The sequence below is a fragment of the Pseudomonas sp. GM24 genome (assembly GCF_000282235.1).
Taxonomy (GTDB): domain Bacteria; phylum Pseudomonadota; class Gammaproteobacteria; order Pseudomonadales; family Pseudomonadaceae; genus Aquipseudomonas.
In genome coordinates, this window is record NZ_AKJR01000392.1 from 33901 (window position 1) to 54700 (window position 20800).

Here is a 20800-nt window from a genome sequence, read left to right on the forward strand (position 1 = left end):
CGCAACAACAACTTCAAAAACTCAAAAGGGACGCAGACCATGACCACTCCAACCTACAACCGCCTCAACAAAGACGACGCCATCGTGTTGCTGGTCGACCACCAGACCGGCCTGATTTCTCTGGTGCAGGACTTCTCGCCCAACGAATTCAAGAATAACGTGCTGGCCCTGGCCGATCTGGCCAAGTTCTTCGAACTGCCGACCATCCTCACCACCAGTTTCGAACAAGGCCCGAACGGCCCGCTGGTGCCGGAACTGAAAGAGATGTTCCCGGACGCGCCGTACATCGCTCGTCCAGGTCAGATCAACGCCTGGGACAACGAAGACTTCGTCAAAGCGATCAAAGCCACCGGGCGCAAGCAGATCATCATTGCCGGTGTAGTAACGGATGTCTGCGTAGCGTTCCCGACCTTATCGGCGCTGGCGGAAGGGTTTGATGTGTTTGTGGTGACTGATGCGTCCGGCACCTTCAACACCACCGTGCAACAAGCCGCGTGGAGCCGCATGACTCAAGCCGGTGCGCAGATGATGAACTGGTTCTCGGTGGCCTGTGAGCTGCACCGCGACTGGCGCAACGACATTGAAGGCTTGGGCAATCTGCTGTCGCAACGGATCCCGAACTATCGCAACCTGATGAACAGCTATTCAGCGCTGACGGCCCAACAGAAGTAAGCCGACGCGATTCAAACGAAAGCCTGCCCTGAAAAGCAGGCTTTTTGTGTTTTCTGCCGCTGCACCTATCAGAACGGCGTTTTTAGACGGTCGACGGCATCCCCTCCTTTTCGCCGACACGGCCTTTGAACGCCAGTGCGAAACACAGCAGAACCACCACCGAAAATCCTGCCGGAAACAGCCATATACTTCTCCAGTCGTGGCCGTTTTGCGCGGTGAAGTGGTCAGTGATCTGACCCGCCACCCAGAATCCGATCAGCATGCCCACACCGTAAGTGGCCAAGGTGATCAGGCCTTGAGCTGAGCTACGAAAGCGCTCGGGCGCTTTGGCATCGGTGTAGATCTGCCCACAGACGAAGAAAAAGTCATAACACACACCGTGCAGAGCAATACCGATCAGCAGCATAAACGTCTGGTCACCATTGTTGCCGTAGGCGAACAACACATAGCGCAAGGCCCAGGCAAGCATCCCGACCAGTAAGGCAATCTTGATGCCGAAACGCTGGATGAACAGCGGTAGCAGCAGCATGAACAACACTTCGGAGACCTGACCCAGAGCCATCTTCGCGGTGGGATTGGTGACACCGATTTCGGCCAGGAACGGATTGGCATTCTGGTAATAAAACGCCAGAGGAATGCAAATCAGGATGGACGCGAGAAAGAACACCAGATAGCTGCGATCCTTGAGCAAGCCCAATGCGTCCACCCCCAGCATCTGCTTGATGCCTGGCGAATCGCCCGTCGACTTCAGCGGCGCCGTGTTCGGCAGGCTGAAACAGTAGAGGCCCAACACCAGCGAGGCCACGGCAGACATCAGGAACGTGTTGCGCAAACCGCCCGCAGCAATCGCCTGTTGAGCGTCCCAGGCAAAGCCGAAACTGATCACGATGCCGGCGACGATCCAGCCAACGGTGCCCCATACGCGGATGCGGGAAAACTCCCGGGCCGGGTCTTTGATCTGTCGGAAGGCTACGGCGTTGACCAAGGCCAGCGTTGGCATGTAGACCAGCATGTACGCCAGTACGTAGGGATAAAACGCACTGAAATCAGGCGCGCGATAAAGCTGAAAGAGCAGCACCGCGCCCAGCAGGTGCAACACCGCCAAGATGCGTTCGGCATTGAAAAAACGATCAGCAATCAGACCAACGAAAAACGGCGCAATGATCGCGCCCCACGACTGCGTGGAAAAAGCCATACCCACCTGGCCGCCGCTTGCTGCCAGTGTCGTGGTGAGAAAGGTGCCGAGGGTGACAAACCAGCCACCCCAGATAAAAAACTGCAGAAACATCATGACGCTGAGTCGCGCATTCATTACGTTCATTTCAATCACCGTATTATTTTTATGTCGGTAACAGCGTGGTAATCAGCGTTCGCCAAGGCCCAGCAGACGCCGGTTGGATTGCTCGTCAGCGCTCACACTGGCGAAATCGTCGAATGCCTTGCGGGTTCGGGTGATCATGTGTCGTTCGATGAAGGCCGCCCCTTCGGCAGCGCCTTGTGCCGCGTCTTTCAAGCAGCATTCCCACTCCAGCACGGCCCAGCCGTTGAAGTCGTATTGAGTCAGTTTGCTGAAGATCGCCTTGAAGTCGATCTGGCCATCGCCCAGTGAACGAAACCGACCCGGACGATCAACCCAACCCTGATAGCCGCCGTATACACCGGACCGAGCGCTGGCGTGGAACTCCGCGTCCTTGACGTGGAACATGCGGATGCGCGCGTGGTAGCGATCGATGAAGCCCAGGTAGTCCATTTGCTGCAGCAACAGATGGCTCGGGTCATACAAAATTGCCGCGCGCGGATGATGATTCACCGCTTCGAGGAATCGCTCGAAAGAGGCGCCATCGTGCAGGTCTTCGCCGGGGTGGATCTCGTAACAGAGGTCCACCCCGGCCTCATCGAAGCACTCGAGGATCGGCAACCAGCGTTTCGCCAACTCGGCAAAGCCCTGTTCCACCAGACCGGCAGGACGTTGCGGCCACGGGTAGACGTACGGCCAGAGCAGGGCGCCGGAAAAGGTTGCGTGGGCGGTCAACCCCAAGCGCTGACTGGCGCGCGCCGCCAGTTTCAACTGGTTGATCGCCCATTCGGTGCGTGCTTGCGGATTGCCACGCAGTGCTGCCGGGGCGAAGTCATCGAAGAGTGAGTCGAACGCTGGATGCACCGCGACCAGTTGGCCCTGCAGGTGCGTCGACAGCTCGCTGATCACCACGCCAGCCTTGGCGCATATGGCGATGAGTTCGTCGCAGTAATCCTGACTCTCGGCGGCGCGTTCCAGGTCGATGAAGCGCGTGCCGAGGGTCGGCAATTGAATGGCTTTGTAGCCTTGAGACGCGGCCCATTGCGCGATGTTGGCCAAGGTATCGAAAGGCGCTTCGTCGGCGATGAATTGGGCGAGAAAGATGCCGGGGCCGCGCATCCCGATCGGGGGCTGTTGATCAACGCTCATCGGCGGGTGCTCCATTGGCAAGGTCGGGTATTTGAGTCCATTTGGCTTCTCCACGATGGTTGGCGATGGCAGTCTCGATAAAGGCCATACCGCGCAGCCCGGTGGCAATGCCTGGAACGCCGGGTGCGTCAGGGCCGCTCGCACCTTGGAAAATGGCCTGCGCGAGATCACCGTAGAGATTGGCCATGGCCTCGAGGTAGCCTTCCGGGTGTCCGGCGGGCAAGCGCATGCGCCGCGTGGCGTTTGCGCACAGCCAAGGTTGACCAAGGCCCGAGCGCAGCACGCGCATCGGCTCATTCAAGGGGCGATGGATCAGACTGGCGGGCTCTTCCTGACGCCATTCCAGCCCGCCCTTGTCGCCATACAGACGAATCTTCAGCGGGTTCTCTTCGCCGGCGCACACTTGGCTGGCGATCAATACGCCGCTGGCGCCGTCGGCCATTTTGAACAGCATCGAGGCGTCGTCATCCAGTTGGCGACTGCTCAAATGTGACCCGAGCATCGCGCTGATGAACTGGATGGGTTGACCGGCGACAAACTCCGCGAGGGAAAACGCGTGCGTGCCGATGTCACCGATGCAGCCACCGATGCCGGATTGTTCAGGATTGTCGCGCCAGCCCGCCTGTTTGTTGCCTTGTCCAGCCACATCGCTGCTGAGCCAGCCTTGCGGGTATTCGACGAGGACTTTGCGCAGACGCCCGATTTCACCGTTGGCGACCATCTCGCGTGCCTGCCAGACCATCGCATACCCCAGGTAGGTATGTGCCAAGGCGTAGATCCGCTGGCTGTTGTTGACCACGCGGGCCAAGTCCTGCACTTGCGCCAGATTGAGCGCTGCAGGCTTTTCACTGAACACATGGAAACCCGCACTCAGTGCTGCACTGGCGATAGGGGCGTGCAGGTGATTGGGCGTGACGATCACCAGCAGTTCCATGCGCTGATCGGCCGGCAGTGCATGTTCGGCGGCCAGCATGTCTTGCCAGGCGTCATAGCAGCGTTGTGCGGGAAGGCCCAAGGCCTCGCCACTGCGTCGATTGTTGTTGGCGTCGCGGCTGAACGCACCGCAGACCAGTTCGAAGCGTCCATCGAGGCCGGCAGCTTGCCGGTGTGCCTGGGCGATGAAGGCGCCTTCACCGCCACCGACGAAGCCCATTCTTATTTTGCGACCTGCAGCAATCATGGCAATTGTCTCAGTGGATACATGCGGAACTTTGATGATGTAACCGGTTACATCGTCGGCGAAATCTAGGCCTGAAATCAGCGAGTGTCAAACCGTGTCTGACGAATGCCAACGTTTCGGCCCGTGACGCTGTGCGGTAAGCTCGACGGCCGATTTGATTGAAAGAGCGAGGCAGTCTTGTCCAATATCCGCGAAGTGGCACGGCTGGCGGGTGTCTCGGTGGCAACGGTGTCGAGAACATTGAAGTCCCCCGAGCGGGTGCTGCCCGATACCCGCGAACGGGTCATGGCCGCCGTCCAGCAAACCGGCTATCGACCGAATTTGATGGCGGTACAGTTTCGCTCGCGCAGAACGGGAAACCTGGTGATTCTGGTCCCGACCATTGCCAACACCTTTTTCGCCAGAGTGATCAGCGGCGCACAAAAAGCCGCGCAGGCCGCCGGATACCGGTTGCTGTTGTGCGACACCCAGGGCCAGGAATCGCTTGAGCGACAGTTCGCCCATCTGGTGTACGCCCATCAAGCCGATGGCGTCATTCAGTTGCGTGCCTATGATCCATTCGATGAATCCGCCGCCGAGCCGTTACTGACCCCGATCGTCAATGCCTGCGAAGTCATCCGGCATGGGCGGCACCCGACCATCAGTCTGGATAACATTGCGGCGGCCAAAGCCATGACCGAGCACCTGATCGCGATGGGGCATCAGCGCATCGGACTGATCAAAGGACCCAAAGGCAGCCCGCTCACGCGTGATCGTCTGGCGGGGTATGAAGCGGCCCTGCGCGATGCCGGTCTCGCGCTCGATCACACGCTTATCTGTCACGGCGATTTCACGCTCGACGCGGGCTATTCGGGTGCCGGCAAACTACTCGCGCTCGACAGCCGACCGAGCGCGCTGTTTTGTGAAAATGACGAAATGGCCATCGGCGCGCTCAAGCGAATCAAAGAGCAGGGGCTGGGTGTGCCGGAGGATATTTCTCTCGCCGGATTCGACGATATTCCAATGGCCGCGTACTGCGATCCACCGCTGACGACCATTGCCCAGCCCGCCGAAATGTTCGGCGAGAAAGCCGTGGAAATGCTGATTGCGCTGATCGAGAAACAGCCGTTGCCGCAACGGCATGTGGTATTGCCGTTCGCGTTGACGCGGCGTGACAGCACGGCGCGGGGACCTGCAGCTGATAAATGACCTCGTGACTGCTCCGCGCAGGTTTGTCAGTGGTGTCAGTTTTTCAGACTCACCGGCAGCCGGAAAATTGTCCCTTTTGAGTTGACGGTGAAACGCTTTTCAGCCGATTTATCCCGTCCCTGTGCGTCAGTAATCTGTACCCAACTTGAACGCAACAACAAATTCAAAAACTCAAAAGGGAAGCAGACCATGACCACTCCAACCTACAACCGCCTGAACAAAGACGACGCCATCGTGCTGCTGGTTGATGCTGCTGGTTGATCACCAGACCACCAGACCGGCCTGATTTCTCTGGTGCAGGACTTCTCGCCGAACGAGTTCAAAAACAACGTGCTGGCCCTGGCCGATCTGGCCAAGTTCTTCGAACTGCCAACCATCCTCACCACCAGTTTCGAACAAGGCCCGAACGGCCCGTTGGTGCCAGAGTTGAAAGAGATGTTCCCGGATGCGCCGTACATCGCTCGTCCTGGTCAGATCAACGCGTGGGACAACGAAGATTTTGTGAAGGCGATCAAAGCTACCGGTCGCAAGCAAATCATCATTGCTGGTGTGGTCACTGACGTGTGTGTAGCGTTCCCGACCTTGTCGGCGCTGGCGGAAGGGTTTGAGGTGTTTGTGGTGACTGACGCCTCCGGCACCTTCAACACCACTGTGCAGCAGGCTGCATGGAGCCGCATGACTCAGGCCGGCGCGCAAATGATGAACTGGTTCTCGGTGGCGTGTGAGCTGCACCGCGACTGGCGCAACGATATTGAAGGGCTGGGTAACTTGCTGTCGCAGCGGATCCCTAACTACCGCAACCTGATGAACAGCTACTCGGCGCTGACGGCTCAGCAGAAGTAAGCCTGCGTGCTGCGGACGAAAAGCCTGCCCTGAAAAGCAGGCTTTTTGTTCATCGCGAAGTCAGACCCCGGAATTCAACAGCGACACCACGGGGAGCGCGGATCATTCAAGAGGCGTTGCTCGATACGCTTTATAAAGTCGCTGAACCTCGGGATCATCCAGGCTTTCATACGTAATCCCTTCCTTGTCCAGTCCATCCAGACCCTTTATTCCGCCAATCATTGCCGGCCATTCATCGCGACTGGAAATATCGATGACGAAGGGGACCAGATAACCATCCAGATGACCTGCGAAAGGCTCTCGAATTTCGTCGGCGAGTGCTCGCAGGTAGTCGTCTTTGTTGGTTTTTGACCAGTCAATGGCGAACCGGGTCCGATAGCACAACTCCATGTAGATGAGCAGGATTGTGCGGCCATTGCCATCCAGAAACGGGTGGGCGGACGCCAACTGGCCCATTACTTCGCCGGGGCGCTGACGAAAACGTTTTTTGTTTGCTGCGAGTTCGAAGGCGTATTCGACGGATCTTTTGATCAAGTCAGGACGTTCGAATATCGTGTGATGCGGATCATCTTTCGACCCTTTGAATACTGCGAGGTGGGGGACCAGTTCATTTCTGTCTTTTCCTGCCCACGGATAAAAACCGGAGAACAGGATTTCGTGGGTCTTGAGGACCGCTTTGTAGTCGATGGGTTTTTTCTTGGCGAGATAAGCAAGGGCATCTTCGATACTGGCTTCGAAGGAGAGGTGCTCAGACTCTTTGACTTCAAGAGGGTCTTTCAGTTTGAGCGAGTTTTGAAGATAGCCTTCAGTCTCGAAATCGCCGAAGGGGTCAAAATTCATGCGCTAAGCTGCCTCTTGCAACGCCTTTTCTCTTGGAGGTAGCGTCCTTGAAGGGCCATGATTTCTGCTTTGTTCAGAACACCTTTACGCTTGAGATTGACGAGCAATTGCTCAATGCCATCCAGCTCGACAGCATCACCTGCAAGGCGAGTAATGGTCGCGGCCATGCAGCTCATGCTGTCACGTTCAGCGGTAACCTTATGCTTTTGGGCGAGTTTGCGGACTTCGTTCGCAACGCCGCCAGTGGCTGGACTAGTCATTTGAAACCCTCGTTTTCTCCCTCAGAGCATAGCATGGCGCTGGCTCTGTAAATTTTCCAGCAGCTTCCGGCTGTCAGCACGAACATTTCGGGTTGACTGCGAAATGCCTTTCAACCGATTCATTCCTTGTTCAGCGTTACACCTGCGCCCACTCATCACGAAACTGCAACAGAAAGTCGACAAACGCCCTGACCCGTTGCGGCACATACCGCCCGTGCGGGTAGAGCAAGGTGTAAGGTCGCGAGCGCCCGGCGTACGGCTTAAGTACCTCGACCAAGCTGCCGTCCGCCAGCTCCTTTTCGACAATGAACTTGTACGTCTGGAAGACCCCGGCACCATGTCTGGCCAGGGTGACACCGCCGAGCACGTCATCGGAGCAGGAGTAACCGCCGTCGGAAATCACTTCGCGATCGTGGCCATTTTCCTGGAACAGCCAGGAGATCCGCCGCCCGCTGCTCGGCAGTTCGAACTGAATACATTCGTGTTGCACCAGATCCTCAAGCGTCTTCGGTGTGCCAGCCTTTTTCAGATAGTCGGGGGAGGCGACCACCACCAGTTTTGCATCCTCCAGCAGCCGCGCAACCATGGTCGAATCCGGTTGCGCGCGGACGCGGATCGCCAGGTCGTAGCCTTCGCCGACGAAGTCGATATTGCGGTTGCCCAAGTGGATGTCGACGGTGACGTCAGGGTAGAGCGCGCGGAATTTTGGCAGCAGCGGCAGAATGCGGTGGTGCCCGTAAGTGGTGGGCAGGCTGATGCGCAACAACCCTGAGGGTGACGTCTGTGCGCCCATGACTTCTTGTTGCGCTTCGACCAGTTGCGTCAGCGCCTGGCTGCACTGGACGAAAAAGTTTCTGCCCGCTTCGGTCAAGCGAATGCTGCGGGTAGTTCGGGCAAACAAGCGTGAACCCAATCTTTTTTCGAGGCGAAGAATCGACCGGCTCACCGCGGCCGGCGTCACACCCGCAAGCTGGGCGGCGGCGGTGAAGCTGCCGGCTTCAGCGGCGAGGCAAAAGAGTTCGATGCTGCCTAACTGCAAGTCTTCAAAGTGGCGCTTCATGGAATAAGCCTGAGGATCAACTGACGGTTCATTCTCAGGTTTATCTCATGAAGCGGCACCGCCGGTACACACCGGCAGTGCCGTGGGGAGGTGTCAATGGCCAGCGCTTTGACCACCGTCGACATGGAGGATTTCGCCGGTCACGAACTTCGCACTGTCCAGGTAAAGGATCGCTTGCACGATGTCGTCGATCTCACCCATATGCCCAACCGGGTGCAGGCTACCGAGGGCGGCGTGAGTCTCTTCGCCGTGCATCGGTGTCTTGATGATGCCGGGCGACACCGCGTTGACCCGAATGCCGCGCTTGGCGTACTCGATGGCCAGGGATTTGGTCGCCGCGTTGATGCCACCTTTGGTCAGCGACGCGAGCACCGACGGTACGCCGTCAATCGCGTGGTCGACCAAACTGGTGGTGACGCTGACGATGTGGCCGCTGGCGTTTTTCTCCATTTCGGCAATGGCCAATTGCGAGATGTGGAAGAAGCCGCTCATGTTGGTCGCCACCACTTGTGCGTAGTCTTCCTTGCTGTATTCGGTGAAAGGCTTGGCGACGAATATCCCGGCGTTATTGACCAGCGTGTCGATGCGCCCGAAACGAGCAACGGCTTCGCGAATCACACGTTCGGCGGTCAGCGGGTCGGCGATGTCACCGGCGACGGCGAGAACATCCGCGTCAGTGGACGGTTTGATCGAACGGGAGGTGGCGACAACCTGATAGCCGCGTTCACGGAAACCCTTGACCAGGCCTGCGCCAATGCCTTGCGAAGCGCCTGTGATCACTACAACTTTCTTGGACGTGTTCATGATGTTTCCTCATGCAATCTGGATGATTTGAATAAACGGATTTCGGAGGTCAGGCGTGAGCCGCAACCTGTGCTGCCTGACGTAACGCTTGCTCGTAATAAGCGACGGACTGGGAACCGGGGATGACCTGTTTGTCATCAAGGACCATGGCCGGAACCGAATCGATGCCGCGTTGCTGGTAAAACTGTTCAAGTTCGCGCACGACCTGGCTGAACTCAGCGTTGGCCAGAACCTCTTGCGCACGCTGACTGTCGAGCCCGACTGCGCCTGCCAGCATCACCAGCGTGGCGTGGTCATTCGGGTTCTTGCCGTCAGTGAAGTAGGCCTTGAGCAAGGCTTGCTTCAACTCACGCTGACGTCCTTGTGTGGCGGCCCAGAACAGCAGTCGATGGGCATCGAAGGTGTTGTGGAAATGGCTGCGTTTTTCCAGGTCGAAGTGAAAACCGATCTGCTCGCCGCGTTCGATGATCATCGCGTTGCGATCCGCCACTTGCTCAGCGCTGCGCCCGTATTTGCGCATCATGTGCTCGATGGCGTGTTCACCTTCGGCGGGCATGTAGGGGTTCAGTTCGAACGGTTTGTAGGTCAGCTCCACATCGACTTCGCCCGCCAGATTCCGGATCGCTTGCTCCAGAGCGGTGACGCCCAATGCGCACCAGGGGCAAACGACATCCGAGACGAAATCGATTTTCACTGCCCGGCTCATGACTGCGAGTCCGCCAACTGTTGGCGATATTCGGTGGTGGTGATGCCGGCATAACCCCAGTTATCGGTGTCGACTTCCTCGATCACGATGTGGGTGAGTTTCGGGTCCTTGTGCAGCACCCGCTCCATCGTTTCGGTGATCTCCTTGATGACCTGGGCTTTCTGTTCCCGGGTCACGCCGTCACGGGTGATGCGTACGCTGATGAAAGGCATTTGGGGTATCTCCAGTCGCTGGCCCGTCGGAGTGATGGGCGGCTGTTGGAGAGGACTTTAAGAGGAGGGCGGGAGTTGATAAATGGGGTTTGAGGTACATCATTTGTGATGTGGTGTATCAAATTAGGGCGCGCGAGCAGTCATCCTGTGCCCGCGCTGTCTCAGTGCGAAACGCTGGCGCTCAGGCCAGCAGCTCGGTAATCCAGCGTGTCTGTTGTTTGAGGTCTTGCAGCTTTTGTTCTGGCAGGCTTTGTTGCGCATGGGCGAGCTGGCTGAGCGTCTTCTGCTTATGGTGAAGTTTGTGCTGCCATTTGCGCAAAAACTCGGGGCTACGGGCCTGCATCTGCAAGGGGCCGAAGTACAGTTCCTGGTCGGTATAGGTCACCGGTTCAGCGCGTTCGGCCACGATGATTTCGTAGTCGAAGCGGTTTTCCCGCAGAAGCTCTTCGCTGAGGATGCGGTAGCCGTTTTCCATCAGCCACTGGCGCAGCGGTTCTTCGCCACCGTTGGGTTGCAGGATCAGACGTTCCTGGCCATTGAGGTGGGCCTTGCCGCTGTCGAGGATGTCGCGGATGGTTTCACCGCCCATGCCGCAGATCGTGATGGCGGTGATGCCGTCGTCAGGTTTAATTGCTGCCAGACCATCGGCCCTGCGCACACAGATGTGCTGCTGCAAATCGTTTTCGCGCACAGTGCGTTCGGCCGCGTGGAACGGCGTCGCCGCAACCTCGCCAGCCACCGCCGCAGTGATCAAGCCTCGGCGCATCAGCGCCACCGGCAGATAGCCGTGATCCGAGCCGATATCGGCCAGCCGCGCCCCGGCCGGCACGTGGGCAGCCACGCGCTCAAGGCGCATGGACAATGTCTGTTCGTTCAACGGCAACCCCTTGATGGCAGGCAAAGGGGTGCGACTCTGGCGAGCAACGCCGGGCCTGTCAAATCCCGGCGACGGAATTCAATGGCCCACTGGCCGCGCTGAACGGCCAATGGACGCTGAGGCTTAGCCCGCCAACGTCGCGTTGTCGATCACGAAACGATACTTCACGTCACCCTTGAGCATGCGCTCGTAGGCGTCGTTGATCTGGTCGGCGCGGATCAGTTCGATGTCGGAGACGATGCCGTGCTCGGCGCAGAAATCCAGCATTTCCTGGGTTTCAGGGATGCCGCCGATCATCGAGCCGGCAATCGTGCGGCGTTTCATGATCAGGTTGAACACGTTCGGCGACGGGTGCGAAGTGGCTGGCGCACCGACCAGCGTCAACGCACCATCACGCTTGAGCAGCACGAGGAATGCATCGAGATCGTGCGGCGCGGCGACGGTGTTGAGGATCAGGTCGAAACTCTTGGCGTGGGCGGCCATTTCTTCGGCATTGCGCGACACCACCACTTCATCGGCGCCCAGCGCTTTCGCCGCTTCGCGTTTGGATTCAGAGGTGGTGAACGCCACCACGTGGGCGCCCAAGGCGTGGGCCAGTTTGATGCCCATGTGGCCGAGGCCACCAATGCCAACTACACCGACTTTTTTGCCGGGACCGGCGTTCCAGTGGCGCAGCGGCGAGTAAGTGGTGATGCCGGCACACAGCAGCGGCGCGACGGCAGCCAGTTGCGCTTCGGGATGGCGAATACGCAGGACGTAGCGTTCATGCACGACGATGTTTTGCGAATAACCGCCCAGCGTCCAGCCCGGTGCGTCCGGGGTCGGGAAGTTGTAGGTGCCGATCATGCCGTCGCAATAGTTTTCCAGCCCGGTTTCGCAGTCATCGCAATGTTTGCAGCTGTCGACGATGCAACCGACGCCGACCAGATCACCGACCTTGTAGTCCGCGACATGCGCGCCGACGGCCGAAACGCGACCGACGATTTCGTGCCCCGGTACGCACGGGAATTGCGTGCCGGCCCATTCCGCGCGCACCTGGTGCAGATCCGAATGGCAGATGCCACAAAAGGCGATATCGATCTGCACATCATGGGCGGCCGGCGCGCGGCGGTTGATCTGCATTGGCTCAAGGGGTTTGTCGCCCGCGTGGGCACCGTAGGCTTGTACAAGCATGGGAACATCCTCGATCGGTTTGTCGTAAGGCATTGTTTCTGTTCCCGCGCTGCGGGCACTAGCGCATTCCTGTGCAATCCTTGCCTGATCCTGTGCGTTGTTGTGACATTGCGCGGACAGACGCTCGTGGCGTTTGCAGGTAATCTCCCGGTTCACTGACGACAACAAAATCAAAACAGGAGTCATTGATGCAACCAATCCGTCTCGGTCTGGTGGGCTACGGCAAGATTGCCCAGGATCAACACGTCCCGGCAATCCTCGCCAATCCCGCCTTCCACTTGGTCTCCGTCGCTACCCAAGGCAAGCCTTGCGCAGGCGTGGAAAACTTCCAATCCTTAAGTGAATTGCTGGAAAACGGCCCGTCGGTGGATGCGATTGCCTTTTGCACACCGCCGCAAGGGCGTTTCGCCCTGGTGCAGCAAGCACTGGCCGCCGGCAAACACGTACTGGTGGAAAAGCCGCCGTGTGCCACCTTGGGCGAAGCGCTGGCCTTGGTCGATCAGGCTGCCGAGCAGGGCGTCAGTGCTTTGTTTGCCTGGCATTCACGCTACGCACCCGGCATCGAAGCCGCCCGCGACTGGCTCGCTTCGCGCACCCTGCAAAGCGTGCAGATCGACTGGAAAGAAGACGTGCGCAAATGGCACCCCGGTCAGGCCTGGATCTGGCAACCCGGCGGCCTCGGCGTGTTCGACCCGGGCATCAATGCCTTATCGATCGTCACCCATCTGCTGAAGCTGCCGCTGTTTGTCGAATCCGCTGAACTGCGTGTACCGAACAACTGCCAGTCGCCGATTGCCGCGTCGATCCAAATGTCTGACGCCCGCCGCCTCGATGTGCGTGCGGAGTTTGATTTTGACCATGGGCACGATGAGCTGTGGAGTATTGAGGTTCGCTGCGCCGAAGGTGTGTTGCGCCTGGATAACGGCGGCGCGTTGTTGAGCATTGACGGTGTGCGCCAGGCTGTGTCGGAGGAGGGTGAGTACGCGGCGGTTTATCGGCATTTTCAGCAGTTGATTGGCGACAAGGCCAGTGACCTGGATGTGCAGCCGTTGCGGTTGGTGGCGGACAGTTTTTTTGTCGGCAGTCGGGTGTTGGTTGAGGCGTTTTACGATTAGCCTTCGGCTGGCCCGGCACGGTTATTTTAATCGCCAAGCGAGAGCCTGCCCTGAACGGCAGGCTTTTACGTTAGAGCACCGTTCGTCCAGTGCCCGGCACTTGCGCTGTGCCGTTGCATCTCACGTTTAAGCGCGGATATCCCGCGTACAAGAACGGAGAAACAAGCATGGACATCGATGAAAATGCACCGGGCAACCGGTCACAGCAAGACGTGACACGCACGACGGACAATGAGACGGGGCATGATCCGAAACGCAACCCGGCCGAGGTTCCGTTGCCCGCCGATGAAGAGTCGCCGGTCGATGAAGACATGACGGATGTGGCGGCCAACAACTCGGTGTCGAGCGAGCATCCTGGGTCGCAATGACCGGATTGAATCAGTGTGGGGACAGACCATGAGCACGCCATTCAAGGTCGGCGACGCGGTTCACTGGAACAGCGAGGCCGGGGAGATTCGCGGCAAGGTTGTCAAGGTGCACACCCGGGATGTCGAGTTCATGGGCCGCCATCGGCCTGCTTCAAAGGACGAGCCGCAGTACCAAGTCAAAAGTGACAAGACCGGGCATCTGGCGATGCACCACGGCGCGGCACTTCATCCCGCGAAGTGACCGGTCTAGTGCGACGAAACAAACTCGGAAGGCGTTGTCGGCGGCGGCAATGAGTACGTCGCCTTCATCCATTCAACCTCCGCTTGGGGTGTCCGGCCGAAAAACCGTTTGAACTCGCGACTGAATTGCGAGGCGCTTTCATAACCCACGTCAAACGCTGCTGCCGATGCGCTCATGGCTTGGCGCAGCATCAGCAGCCGCGCCTGATGCAGGCGTGTCGACTTCAGGTATTGCATCGGCGAGGTATCGGTCACGCTGCGAAAGTGCAGGTGAAAACTCGCTACGCTCATGCTCGCTTCGCGGGCCAATTGCTCGACGTCGAGGCGCTGCTGATAACAGCTGTGAATCTTGCGGATCGCCCGGCTCACCTTGCCGAAATGCCCGCGACGATGCAGCGCGGCACGCATTGATCCACCTTGCTCGCCCGTGAGAATGCGGTAATAGATCTCACGCACCAGCGCCGGCCCGAGAATTTTCGCTTCACTGGCGACGCTCATCGCCTCGAGAAAACGCAAGGTCGTGGTGCGCAGCGCGTCGTCCATCGGCGAGGCATACATGCCCTTCGGCTCAGCATCGCTGACGCCATGTACCTCATCGACTTGCAACATCAACTCGCTGGCCAACTGAAAGTCCAGTTGCATGTAAATCGCGAGCATCGGCTCGGCTGCCGTGGCGTCGGTCTCCATGGTGAAGGGGATGGGCACGGACACCACCAGATAATGCTGCGCGTCATAGACGTAGGTGTCCTCACCCAGATAACCGCGCTTGCGACCTTGGCAGAGGATGACAATGCCGGGGTCGTACAACACTGGTGTGCGGGTCAGTGGGCGATTCGAGCGCAGGAAGCGTACATCATCGAGCACGCTGAGGTTGTAGCCCTCGACCGGTGCGAGGACTTCCATCAGTTGCACCATGCGCGCGGTGCTGCCATCGGCCGGCGTCATTGTTTTCTCTCTCAGTGATCGGTGGAGCAACTCAGCGCTTGCCATTGATCAATCTCGTCGAGCGCCTGTTGCAGGCGGTCACGCACCAGCCCCAACGCATCACTGCCGAGTAACAAATGGGCGGGAGGCTCGGGGCAATCGATGATCTGCAGCATCGCTTGCGCAGCCTTTTGCGGGTCGCCGAGCTGCTTGCCGCTTTTTGCTTCCCGGGCTTGGCGGATCGGGTCGAAACTGGCGTCGTAGTCGGCAATGCTGCGCGCGGTGCGTTGCATCGAACGGCCGGCCCAGTCAGTGCGAAACGAGCCAGGCGCCACCGCCGTGACGAAGACATTGAAGGGCCGCAGCTCTTTGCTCAGGGTATCGGAGATCCCTTCAAGCGCAAATTTGCTGCCGCAGTAATAGGCGATGCCGGGCATCGTGATGGTGCCGCCCATGGAAGTGATGTTGAGGATGCGGCCGGCGCGACGCTGGCGGAAGTAGGGCAGGAAGGCCTTGGTCACGGCGACCGCGCCGAACACATTGACGTCGAACTGACGGCGCATGTCCTCCAGCGGAGATTCTTCAAAAATACCTTCGTGACCGTAACCGGCGTTGTTGATCAGCACGTCGACGGGACCGTGAGTGGCTTCCACTTGCGCAACGACGCTGTCGATCCGCTCAAAATCAGTGACGTCCAGCAGCACCCCGTAAGCGTTGTCCGGGGACAGCGCCTGGAAGTTTTTCAGGTCGGATTCATTGCGCACAGTGCCGATCACGCGGTGGCCGTTGGCAATGGCTTCCTTGGCCAGTGCATGGCCGAAACCGCTGCTGACGCCGGTGATGAACAGGGTTTTGCTTGGTTTCATGACGGTCTCCAATGACTCGGGTGTGACGTCATGGTAGCCATCACCCAAGCGCTCACCTATGCCGGTTTGTCTTGGAGCCTTGCCTATTCCTATCAGGCGCTCGTGATGTTCAGAAAAAACGGTGGCTGCCGGCTAAGCACGCTCACCGTCGATCTTGCTGTTCTGTGGCCGTCAGAAACGTGCCAGTCGATAGGGCGTGCCACTTGGCAAAGCCGTTGCCGGGATTGCATCTGCGCGCGTCATCCTCACCACCATCTCCGCCGTCACCGCCGCCTGTGTCAGCCCCAGATGCTGGTGCCCAAACGCAAGCAACACCTTGCCCCCACAGACCTGATCAATCACCGGCAACGAATCCGGCAACGATGGCCTAAAGCCCATCCACGGCGTCGCTGCTTCAGCACTCAGATCCTGGCGAAACAAGCCCTGACTCAACCGATGCAACTGCCATGCGCGTTCCATGCTCGGTGGCTTCTCCAGACCGGCGAACTCGACGGTGCCGGCCAAGCGCAAGCCTTCGGACATCGGCGTCATGATGAACTTGCGTTCCAGCGAGGTGACGGGGAAGGGCAGTCGATCATGTTCCTGCGGCAGCATCAGGTGGTAACCGCGCTCGGTGTCCAGCGGTACTTTTTTGCCGGTGAGGGCGGCGGTGAGTTTCGCCGAATGTGCGCCGCAGGCAATCAGCACGCGGCTTGCAGTCAGAGCGCCATTGCCGGTGATCAGCGCAACACCATGCTCTTGTACATGGCCGCCCTGAACCTGTTGCTGGACAAAATTCACACCACTGGCCTTGGCCGCCTCGACCAGTTCGCACACCACGCGGTAGGGGTCGATGAAATGCCCGGTGCGCGGGAAGAACAAACCGCCCTGAATCTGTTCGCTGAGTTGCGGCGCGGTTTCGCGTATGGCGCCGGCCTGCCAGTAGTCGACCGGCACTTGCTGCTGGAGCAATCGGCTCTGCAATGCCTGGATTGCCTGACGCGATTCGGGACGTTCGAACACCAGTAACGAGCCATCGATCTTCAACAGGTCGGGCCGCTGAATGTCGGCGAGCAGGCGCTGCCAGGCCTCAAGACTGCTTTCATTGAGCGCGCGCAAGCCTGCTACGGTGTTCTGAAAAGGCGCCGGCCGCAGATTCAGCAGCAACCGGGTGAACCATGGCAGGGCGCGTGGCAGGTATTTCCAGTCCAGCCGCAACGGCCCCATCGGGTCCATCAGCATGGCTGGCAGGCGCTTGAGGATGGACGCGTCGGCAATCGGAAACACCTGCTCGGTCGCCAGATGCCCGGCGTTGCCGAATGAGGCGCCGTGGCCGGGTTGCTGCTGATCGATGACCACCACGCGCAAACCCTGGCGAGCCAGACGCAGCGCGCAGGCGACGCCGATGATGCCGGCGCCGACCACGGCGATGTCGTGGGAGACGTTATTCACCATGGCGCTGCACTTCCCTGTGGCCATCAAGCAGACGCCGTAATTGCAGCGGATTGCCTTGTTTCAATGCGTCAGGCAGCAAGCTGTCCGGGAAGTCCTGATAGCAGACCGGGCGCAGGAAACGCAGGATCGCCGCGGTACCGACGGATGTTGTGCGCGAGTCGGATGTGGCCGGGAACGGCCCGCCGTGAACCATAGCGTCACACACCTCGACCCCGGTGGGCCAGCCGTTGACCAGCAAGCGACCGGCCTTGCGCTCCAGCGTCGGCAGCAATGCACGCGCCTGTTCCAGGTCTTGGTCATCCAGGTGCAACGTGGCGGTCAACTGGCCTTCCAGAAGCTCGGTGACCTGACGGATTTCAGCTTCACTTTCGCATTGTACGATCAGCGCCGCCGCACCGAACGCTTCGGCTTGCAGGCGGTGATCGGCGAGAAAGTCGGCGGCCTCGGTCACGAATACATGGGCCTGACACTGGTTTGGGCCGCTGCCGGGCTGGCCAACGCCGGCGATGCGCGTATCGGCACTTTCGGCAAGCGCATTCACGCCAGCCTCGTAGGCGCTGAAGATGCCCGGTGTCAGCATCGTCTGCGCCGGGCTGCGCTGAATGGTCTCGGCGGTGGCGGCGATAAATTTGTCCAGCGCCGGTCCTTTCAACGCGATCACTAATCCCGGATTGGTGCAGAACTGGCCCGCGCCCAATGTCAGCGAAGCCACGAATCCTTCAGCCAAAGCTTGCGTGCGATTGTCCAGCGCCGCTGGAAACAACAGCACCGGATTGATCGAACTCATTTCCGCGTACACCGGAATCGGTTCTGGTCTGGCCTGCGCTGCTTGAATCAACGCCAGACCGCCGCTGCGCGAACCGGTGAAACCCACCGCTTTGATCCGTGGATCTGTGACCAGCGCAATGCCCACTTCGCGGCCGGAGCCGTACAACAAGGAAAACACGCCGTTCGGCAAGCCACAGGCTTTTACCGCCCGGGCCACCGCGCGGCCGACCAGTTCGCTGGTGCCGGGATGCGCACTGTGCGCCTTGACGATCACCGGACAACCGGCGGCCAGTGCCGATGCGGTATCACCGCCCGCCACTGAGAACGCCAGCGGAAAGTTGCTTGCGCCAAACACCGCGACCGGTCCCAGCGCAATCTGCCGTTGACGCAGATCGGCGCGCGGCAGCGGTTGACGTTGCGGCAGCGCGCTATCGACACGCACATCCAGCCATTCACCGGCTCGCACCGTGCGGGCGAACATTCTTAATTGCTGGCAAGTACGCCCGCGTTCGCCCAGCAGTCGCGCGTGCGGCAGGCCGGTTTCCGCGTGGGCACGGTCGATCAGCTCATCGCCCAGGGCTTCGATTTCCCCGGCAATGCCTTCAAGGAATTCGGCGCGGACATTCAGGGTTGTCTCGCGATAAACATCGAATGCGGCCCAAGCCAACGCGCAGGCCTGTTCGACATGCCCGGCCGAGCCACCGGCATACGCTGGTTGCAGCGCTTCATCGGTGGCCGGATTGATCCCGCAAATGGCGCTGCGATTGCCGGCAATCGTGTGCTGCCCGATCAGCATGTGGCCCGTCAAAGTCATGGTGTCTTCCTGATAAAAGGGAAATGCCTGCCGCGTAGCAAAACGCATCGCGGCAGGTGAGGCTGAGGTGTCAGGCGAAGTTCTGTTCCGCCGACCAGTTCTCGTACCAGTGACGGAACAGCGAATACTGCTTCTCGGCATACCGCCGCTGCGAATCGCTCAACGCATCGGTTTCGTTGAAGTGCAGGGTGTATTCCTTGTCGCCGTTGAGCACCATCAGGTGTTTGTAATACAGCACCAGGTCGCAGCCTTCATCGAACGACGACAGTACCGCCAGCGCCGATTCCAGTTCCCGGGCCTGACGACGGGCCTTGGCGTCGCCCTTGGCCGCTTGCTTGCTCAGCGCCACCAGTTGCAGCACTTCGCGGGGCAGGGCGTTGCCGATGCCGGTGATGGCGCCGGTGGCGTTGCAGTTGACGAAACCGTGCACCACTTGCGTGTCGACGCCGACCATCAAGGTCACGTCATCGTCCTTGGATGTGATGTTTTCAGCGGCGTAACGCAGGTCGGCGCCACCGCCGAATTCTTTGAAACCGATCAGGTTCGGGTACTCGCGGCGCAATTCGAAGAACAGGTCGGCGCGGGTGGCGAAGCCGTAGTAAGGGCTGTTGTAGATCACCGCCGGCAGATTCGGCGCGGCTTGCAGGATGGCGGCGAAATGGGCCTTTTGCGCCGTGACCGAAGCACCACGGGACAGCACACGCGGAATCACCATCAAACCCTGCGCGCCGACTTTCGCCGCGTGCGCCGCATGGGAGACCGCTTCACGGGAATTCACCGCGCCGGTGCCCACGATCGTCGGGATGCCCGCCGCGACCAGACGCGCCACGCCTTCTTGACGCTCGGCCTCGGTGAGCAGCGGCCAGTCGCCCATGGAACCGCAATAGACCACGGCGCTCATGCCGATATCGATCAGCTCGCGTCCTTTGGCCACCAAGGCGTCGAAGTCCGGTTTGCGCTGGGCGGTGCACGGGGTCATCAGGGCCGGCATGCAACCGGTGAAGATGTTGTCGCTCATTGTTTTAACTCCTTGGCACATCGTTCAAATTGAGGTGAAAAGTCTGCGCGGTGGCTCAGATGCCCCACGCGAACGGGTCTGCTTCGTCGATCAGCAAGGTGCTGTCGGCGGTCATGTAAGCGCGGCCGGTGATGAACGGGCGCACTCGCTCGCCGTCCCATTCGAAGCGGCCTTCGAACTGGCTGCCGGTGATACTTGCCTGCACCCAGGTGGCGCCGGGTTGCAGTTTGTCGTCGGCCGCGAGGCAGGCGAGTTTGGCGCTAGTGCCGGTGCCGCACGGAGAGCGGTCGTAGGCTTTGCCAGGGCACATGACGAAGTTGCGGCTGTCGGCAACGGCGTCGTCTGCAAACAGTTCGATGTGATCGATGACGGCGCCGTCTTCGCCGTAAATGCCCTGATCTTCGAGGGCCTTGAGCATTGCCCAGGTGTACGCCGTGAGGTGTTCGACGTTGTCCATCGTCAATGTCTGGCCGTGCTCGGAGACGAGGAAAAACCAGTTGCCGCCATAGGCGATGTCGCCCAATACCTGACCGAATCCCGGCACGTCCACCGGCACCTGTTTGCGATGGCGGTAGGCGGGCACGTTGCCCAATGTCACCGAGCCGTCCTCATGCAACGTGGCGCTGACCGGGCCGACTGGCGTGTCGATTTTGTGGATGCCCGATTGGATTTTTCCCAAGTACTGCAACGAATTGATCAGGCCGATGGTGCCGTGGCCGCACATGCCCAGATAACCGGCGTTGTTGAAGAAAATCACCCCGCACGTGGCGTCCGGCGAGACCGGCTCGCAATACAGCGCGCCGACCAGCACATCGTTGCCGCGAGGCTCCAGCAGGCAGGCGCGGCGCCATTGGTCATGCTGAGTGCGCAGCGCATCGCGTTTTTCCACCATGCTGTTGCCGGGCAGGTCGGGGAAGCCTGTCATCACCAGACGCGTGGGCTCACCGCCGGTGTGGGAATCAATGACGTGTACTCGTTTCATGAATAGATTC

Annotated in this window: 22 protein-coding genes and 1 pseudogene; 6 read left to right on the forward strand and 17 right to left on the reverse strand. The window is 59.6% G+C overall.

The window, feature by feature from the left end; genetic code table 11:
• Nucleotides 1-39: 39 nt before the first annotated feature.
• Nucleotides 40-672, forward strand: coding sequence for an isochorismate family cysteine hydrolase YcaC (gene ycaC / locus PMI23_RS28655; RefSeq protein WP_007916011.1), 633 nt, complete (start codon nt 40-42; stop codon nt 670-672).
• Nucleotides 673-754: 82 nt separating this feature from the next.
• Here ycaC (PMI23_RS28655) and PMI23_RS28660 read toward each other — a convergent pair whose 3' ends face one another.
• Genes PMI23_RS28660 through PMI23_RS28670 form a run of 3 tightly spaced genes read right to left on the reverse strand, consistent with a single transcriptional unit; the run spans nt 755 to nt 4298 of the window.
• Nucleotides 755-1993: a nucleoside permease gene (locus tag PMI23_RS28660; protein WP_007916013.1), complete on the reverse strand. Its 1239-nt coding sequence runs from the start codon at nt 1991-1993 to the stop codon at nt 755-757.
• A gap of 42 nt (nt 1994-2035) precedes the next feature.
• A complete protein-coding gene (locus tag PMI23_RS28665; protein WP_007916014.1) occupies nt 2036-3118 on the reverse strand; it encodes a sugar phosphate isomerase/epimerase family protein in 1083 nt (360 codons plus the stop codon).
• Nucleotides 3108-4298, reverse strand: coding sequence for a Gfo/Idh/MocA family protein (locus PMI23_RS28670; RefSeq protein WP_007916017.1), 1191 nt, complete (start codon nt 4296-4298; stop codon nt 3108-3110). The genes PMI23_RS28665 and PMI23_RS28670 overlap by 11 nt, the downstream gene beginning before the upstream one ends.
• A gap of 177 nt (nt 4299-4475) precedes the next feature.
• On the opposite strand from PMI23_RS28670, the gene PMI23_RS28675 reads away from it, so the two are divergent.
• Nucleotides 4476-5486: a LacI family DNA-binding transcriptional regulator gene (locus tag PMI23_RS28675; RefSeq protein ID WP_007916019.1), complete on the forward strand. Its 1011-nt coding sequence runs from the start codon at nt 4476-4478 to the stop codon at nt 5484-5486.
• A 189-nt stretch (nt 5487-5675) separates the two neighbouring features.
• Nucleotides 5676-6329: pseudogene (gene ycaC / locus PMI23_RS28680) on the forward strand (isochorismate family cysteine hydrolase YcaC).
• Between the two features lie 102 nt (nt 6330-6431).
• Here the strand turns inward: ycaC (PMI23_RS28680) and PMI23_RS28685 are convergent.
• From PMI23_RS28685 to PMI23_RS28720, 8 genes are all read right to left on the reverse strand, one after another.
• Nucleotides 6432-7169 carry a Fic family protein gene (locus PMI23_RS28685; protein WP_007916020.1) on the reverse strand — a complete coding sequence of 246 codons (738 nt, stop codon included), beginning with the start codon at nt 7167-7169 and terminating at the stop codon, nt 6432-6434.
• Nucleotides 7166-7429: a hypothetical protein gene (locus PMI23_RS28690; RefSeq protein ID WP_007916021.1), complete on the reverse strand. Its 264-nt coding sequence runs from the start codon at nt 7427-7429 to the stop codon at nt 7166-7168. The genes PMI23_RS28685 and PMI23_RS28690 overlap by 4 nt, the downstream gene beginning before the upstream one ends.
• Before the next feature lie 136 nt (nt 7430-7565).
• Entirely contained in the window at nt 7566-8489 is a 924-nt protein-coding gene (locus tag PMI23_RS28695) for a LysR family transcriptional regulator (protein ID WP_007916022.1), read from the reverse strand.
• A 93-nt stretch (nt 8490-8582) separates the two neighbouring features.
• Nucleotides 8583-9293 carry an SDR family NAD(P)-dependent oxidoreductase gene (locus PMI23_RS28700; RefSeq protein ID WP_007916024.1) on the reverse strand — a complete coding sequence of 237 codons (711 nt, stop codon included), beginning with the start codon at nt 9291-9293 and terminating at the stop codon, nt 8583-8585.
• A gap of 49 nt (nt 9294-9342) precedes the next feature.
• Nucleotides 9343-9999: a DsbA family oxidoreductase gene (locus tag PMI23_RS28705; protein ID WP_007916026.1), complete on the reverse strand. Its 657-nt coding sequence runs from the start codon at nt 9997-9999 to the stop codon at nt 9343-9345.
• On the reverse strand, nt 9996-10211 hold the full coding sequence (locus PMI23_RS28710) for a tautomerase family protein (protein ID WP_007916028.1): 216 nt from the start codon (nt 10209-10211) through the stop codon (nt 9996-9998). Before PMI23_RS28710 ends, PMI23_RS28705 begins: the two co-directional genes overlap by 4 nt.
• A 181-nt stretch (nt 10212-10392) precedes the next feature.
• The gene (locus PMI23_RS28715; RefSeq protein WP_338010059.1) at nt 10393-11088 is read right to left on the reverse strand and encodes a tRNA (adenine(22)-N(1))-methyltransferase; all 696 of its coding nucleotides are present in this window, start codon (nt 11086-11088) and stop codon (nt 10393-10395) included.
• 123 nt (nt 11089-11211) lie between these two features.
• Nucleotides 11212-12261 carry an NAD(P)-dependent alcohol dehydrogenase gene (locus PMI23_RS28720; RefSeq protein WP_007916032.1) on the reverse strand — a complete coding sequence of 350 codons (1050 nt, stop codon included), beginning with the start codon at nt 12259-12261 and terminating at the stop codon, nt 11212-11214.
• 188 nt (nt 12262-12449) lie between these two features.
• Between PMI23_RS28720 and PMI23_RS28725 the strand changes: the two genes are divergently transcribed.
• The 3 genes from PMI23_RS28725 to PMI23_RS28735 all read left to right on the forward strand — a co-directional run bounded on the left by PMI23_RS28725 (nt 12450) and on the right by PMI23_RS28735 (nt 13985).
• Entirely contained in the window at nt 12450-13376 is a 927-nt protein-coding gene (locus tag PMI23_RS28725; protein ID WP_007916034.1) for a Gfo/Idh/MocA family protein, read from the forward strand.
• 167 nt (nt 13377-13543) lie between these two features.
• On the forward strand, nt 13544-13744 hold the full coding sequence (locus PMI23_RS28730; protein ID WP_007916036.1) for a hypothetical protein: 201 nt from the start codon (nt 13544-13546) through the stop codon (nt 13742-13744).
• A 28-nt stretch (nt 13745-13772) separates the two neighbouring features.
• Entirely contained in the window at nt 13773-13985 is a 213-nt protein-coding gene (locus PMI23_RS28735) for a DUF2945 domain-containing protein (RefSeq protein ID WP_007916042.1), read from the forward strand.
• A gap of 5 nt (nt 13986-13990) precedes the next feature.
• Here the strand turns inward: PMI23_RS28735 and PMI23_RS28740 are convergent, their stop codons facing one another.
• The 6 genes from PMI23_RS28740 to PMI23_RS28765 all read right to left on the reverse strand — a co-directional run bounded on the left by PMI23_RS28740 (nt 13991) and on the right by PMI23_RS28765 (nt 20790).
• Entirely contained in the window at nt 13991-14929 is a 939-nt protein-coding gene (locus PMI23_RS28740) for an AraC family transcriptional regulator (protein ID WP_007916044.1), read from the reverse strand.
• 11 nt (nt 14930-14940) lie between these two features.
• On the reverse strand, nt 14941-15774 hold the full coding sequence (locus tag PMI23_RS28745) for an oxidoreductase (protein WP_007916046.1): 834 nt from the start codon (nt 15772-15774) through the stop codon (nt 14941-14943).
• Nucleotides 15775-15945: 171 nt separating this feature from the next.
• Nucleotides 15946-17208 carry an NAD(P)/FAD-dependent oxidoreductase gene (locus PMI23_RS28750; protein ID WP_007916048.1) on the reverse strand — a complete coding sequence of 421 codons (1263 nt, stop codon included), beginning with the start codon at nt 17206-17208 and terminating at the stop codon, nt 15946-15948.
• Nucleotides 17198-18790: an aldehyde dehydrogenase (NADP(+)) gene (locus PMI23_RS28755; protein ID WP_007916050.1), complete on the reverse strand. Its 1593-nt coding sequence runs from the start codon at nt 18788-18790 to the stop codon at nt 17198-17200. Before PMI23_RS28755 ends, PMI23_RS28750 begins: the two co-directional genes overlap by 11 nt.
• Nucleotides 18791-18860: 70 nt before the next feature.
• Complete coding sequence (locus PMI23_RS28760) at nt 18861-19808, reverse strand: dihydrodipicolinate synthase family protein (protein ID WP_007916052.1); 948 nt, start codon at nt 19806-19808, stop codon at nt 18861-18863.
• A 55-nt stretch (nt 19809-19863) separates the two neighbouring features.
• Entirely contained in the window at nt 19864-20790 is a 927-nt protein-coding gene (locus PMI23_RS28765; RefSeq protein ID WP_007916054.1) for a 4-hydroxyproline epimerase, read from the reverse strand.
• Nucleotides 20791-20800: the final 10 nt, after the last annotated feature.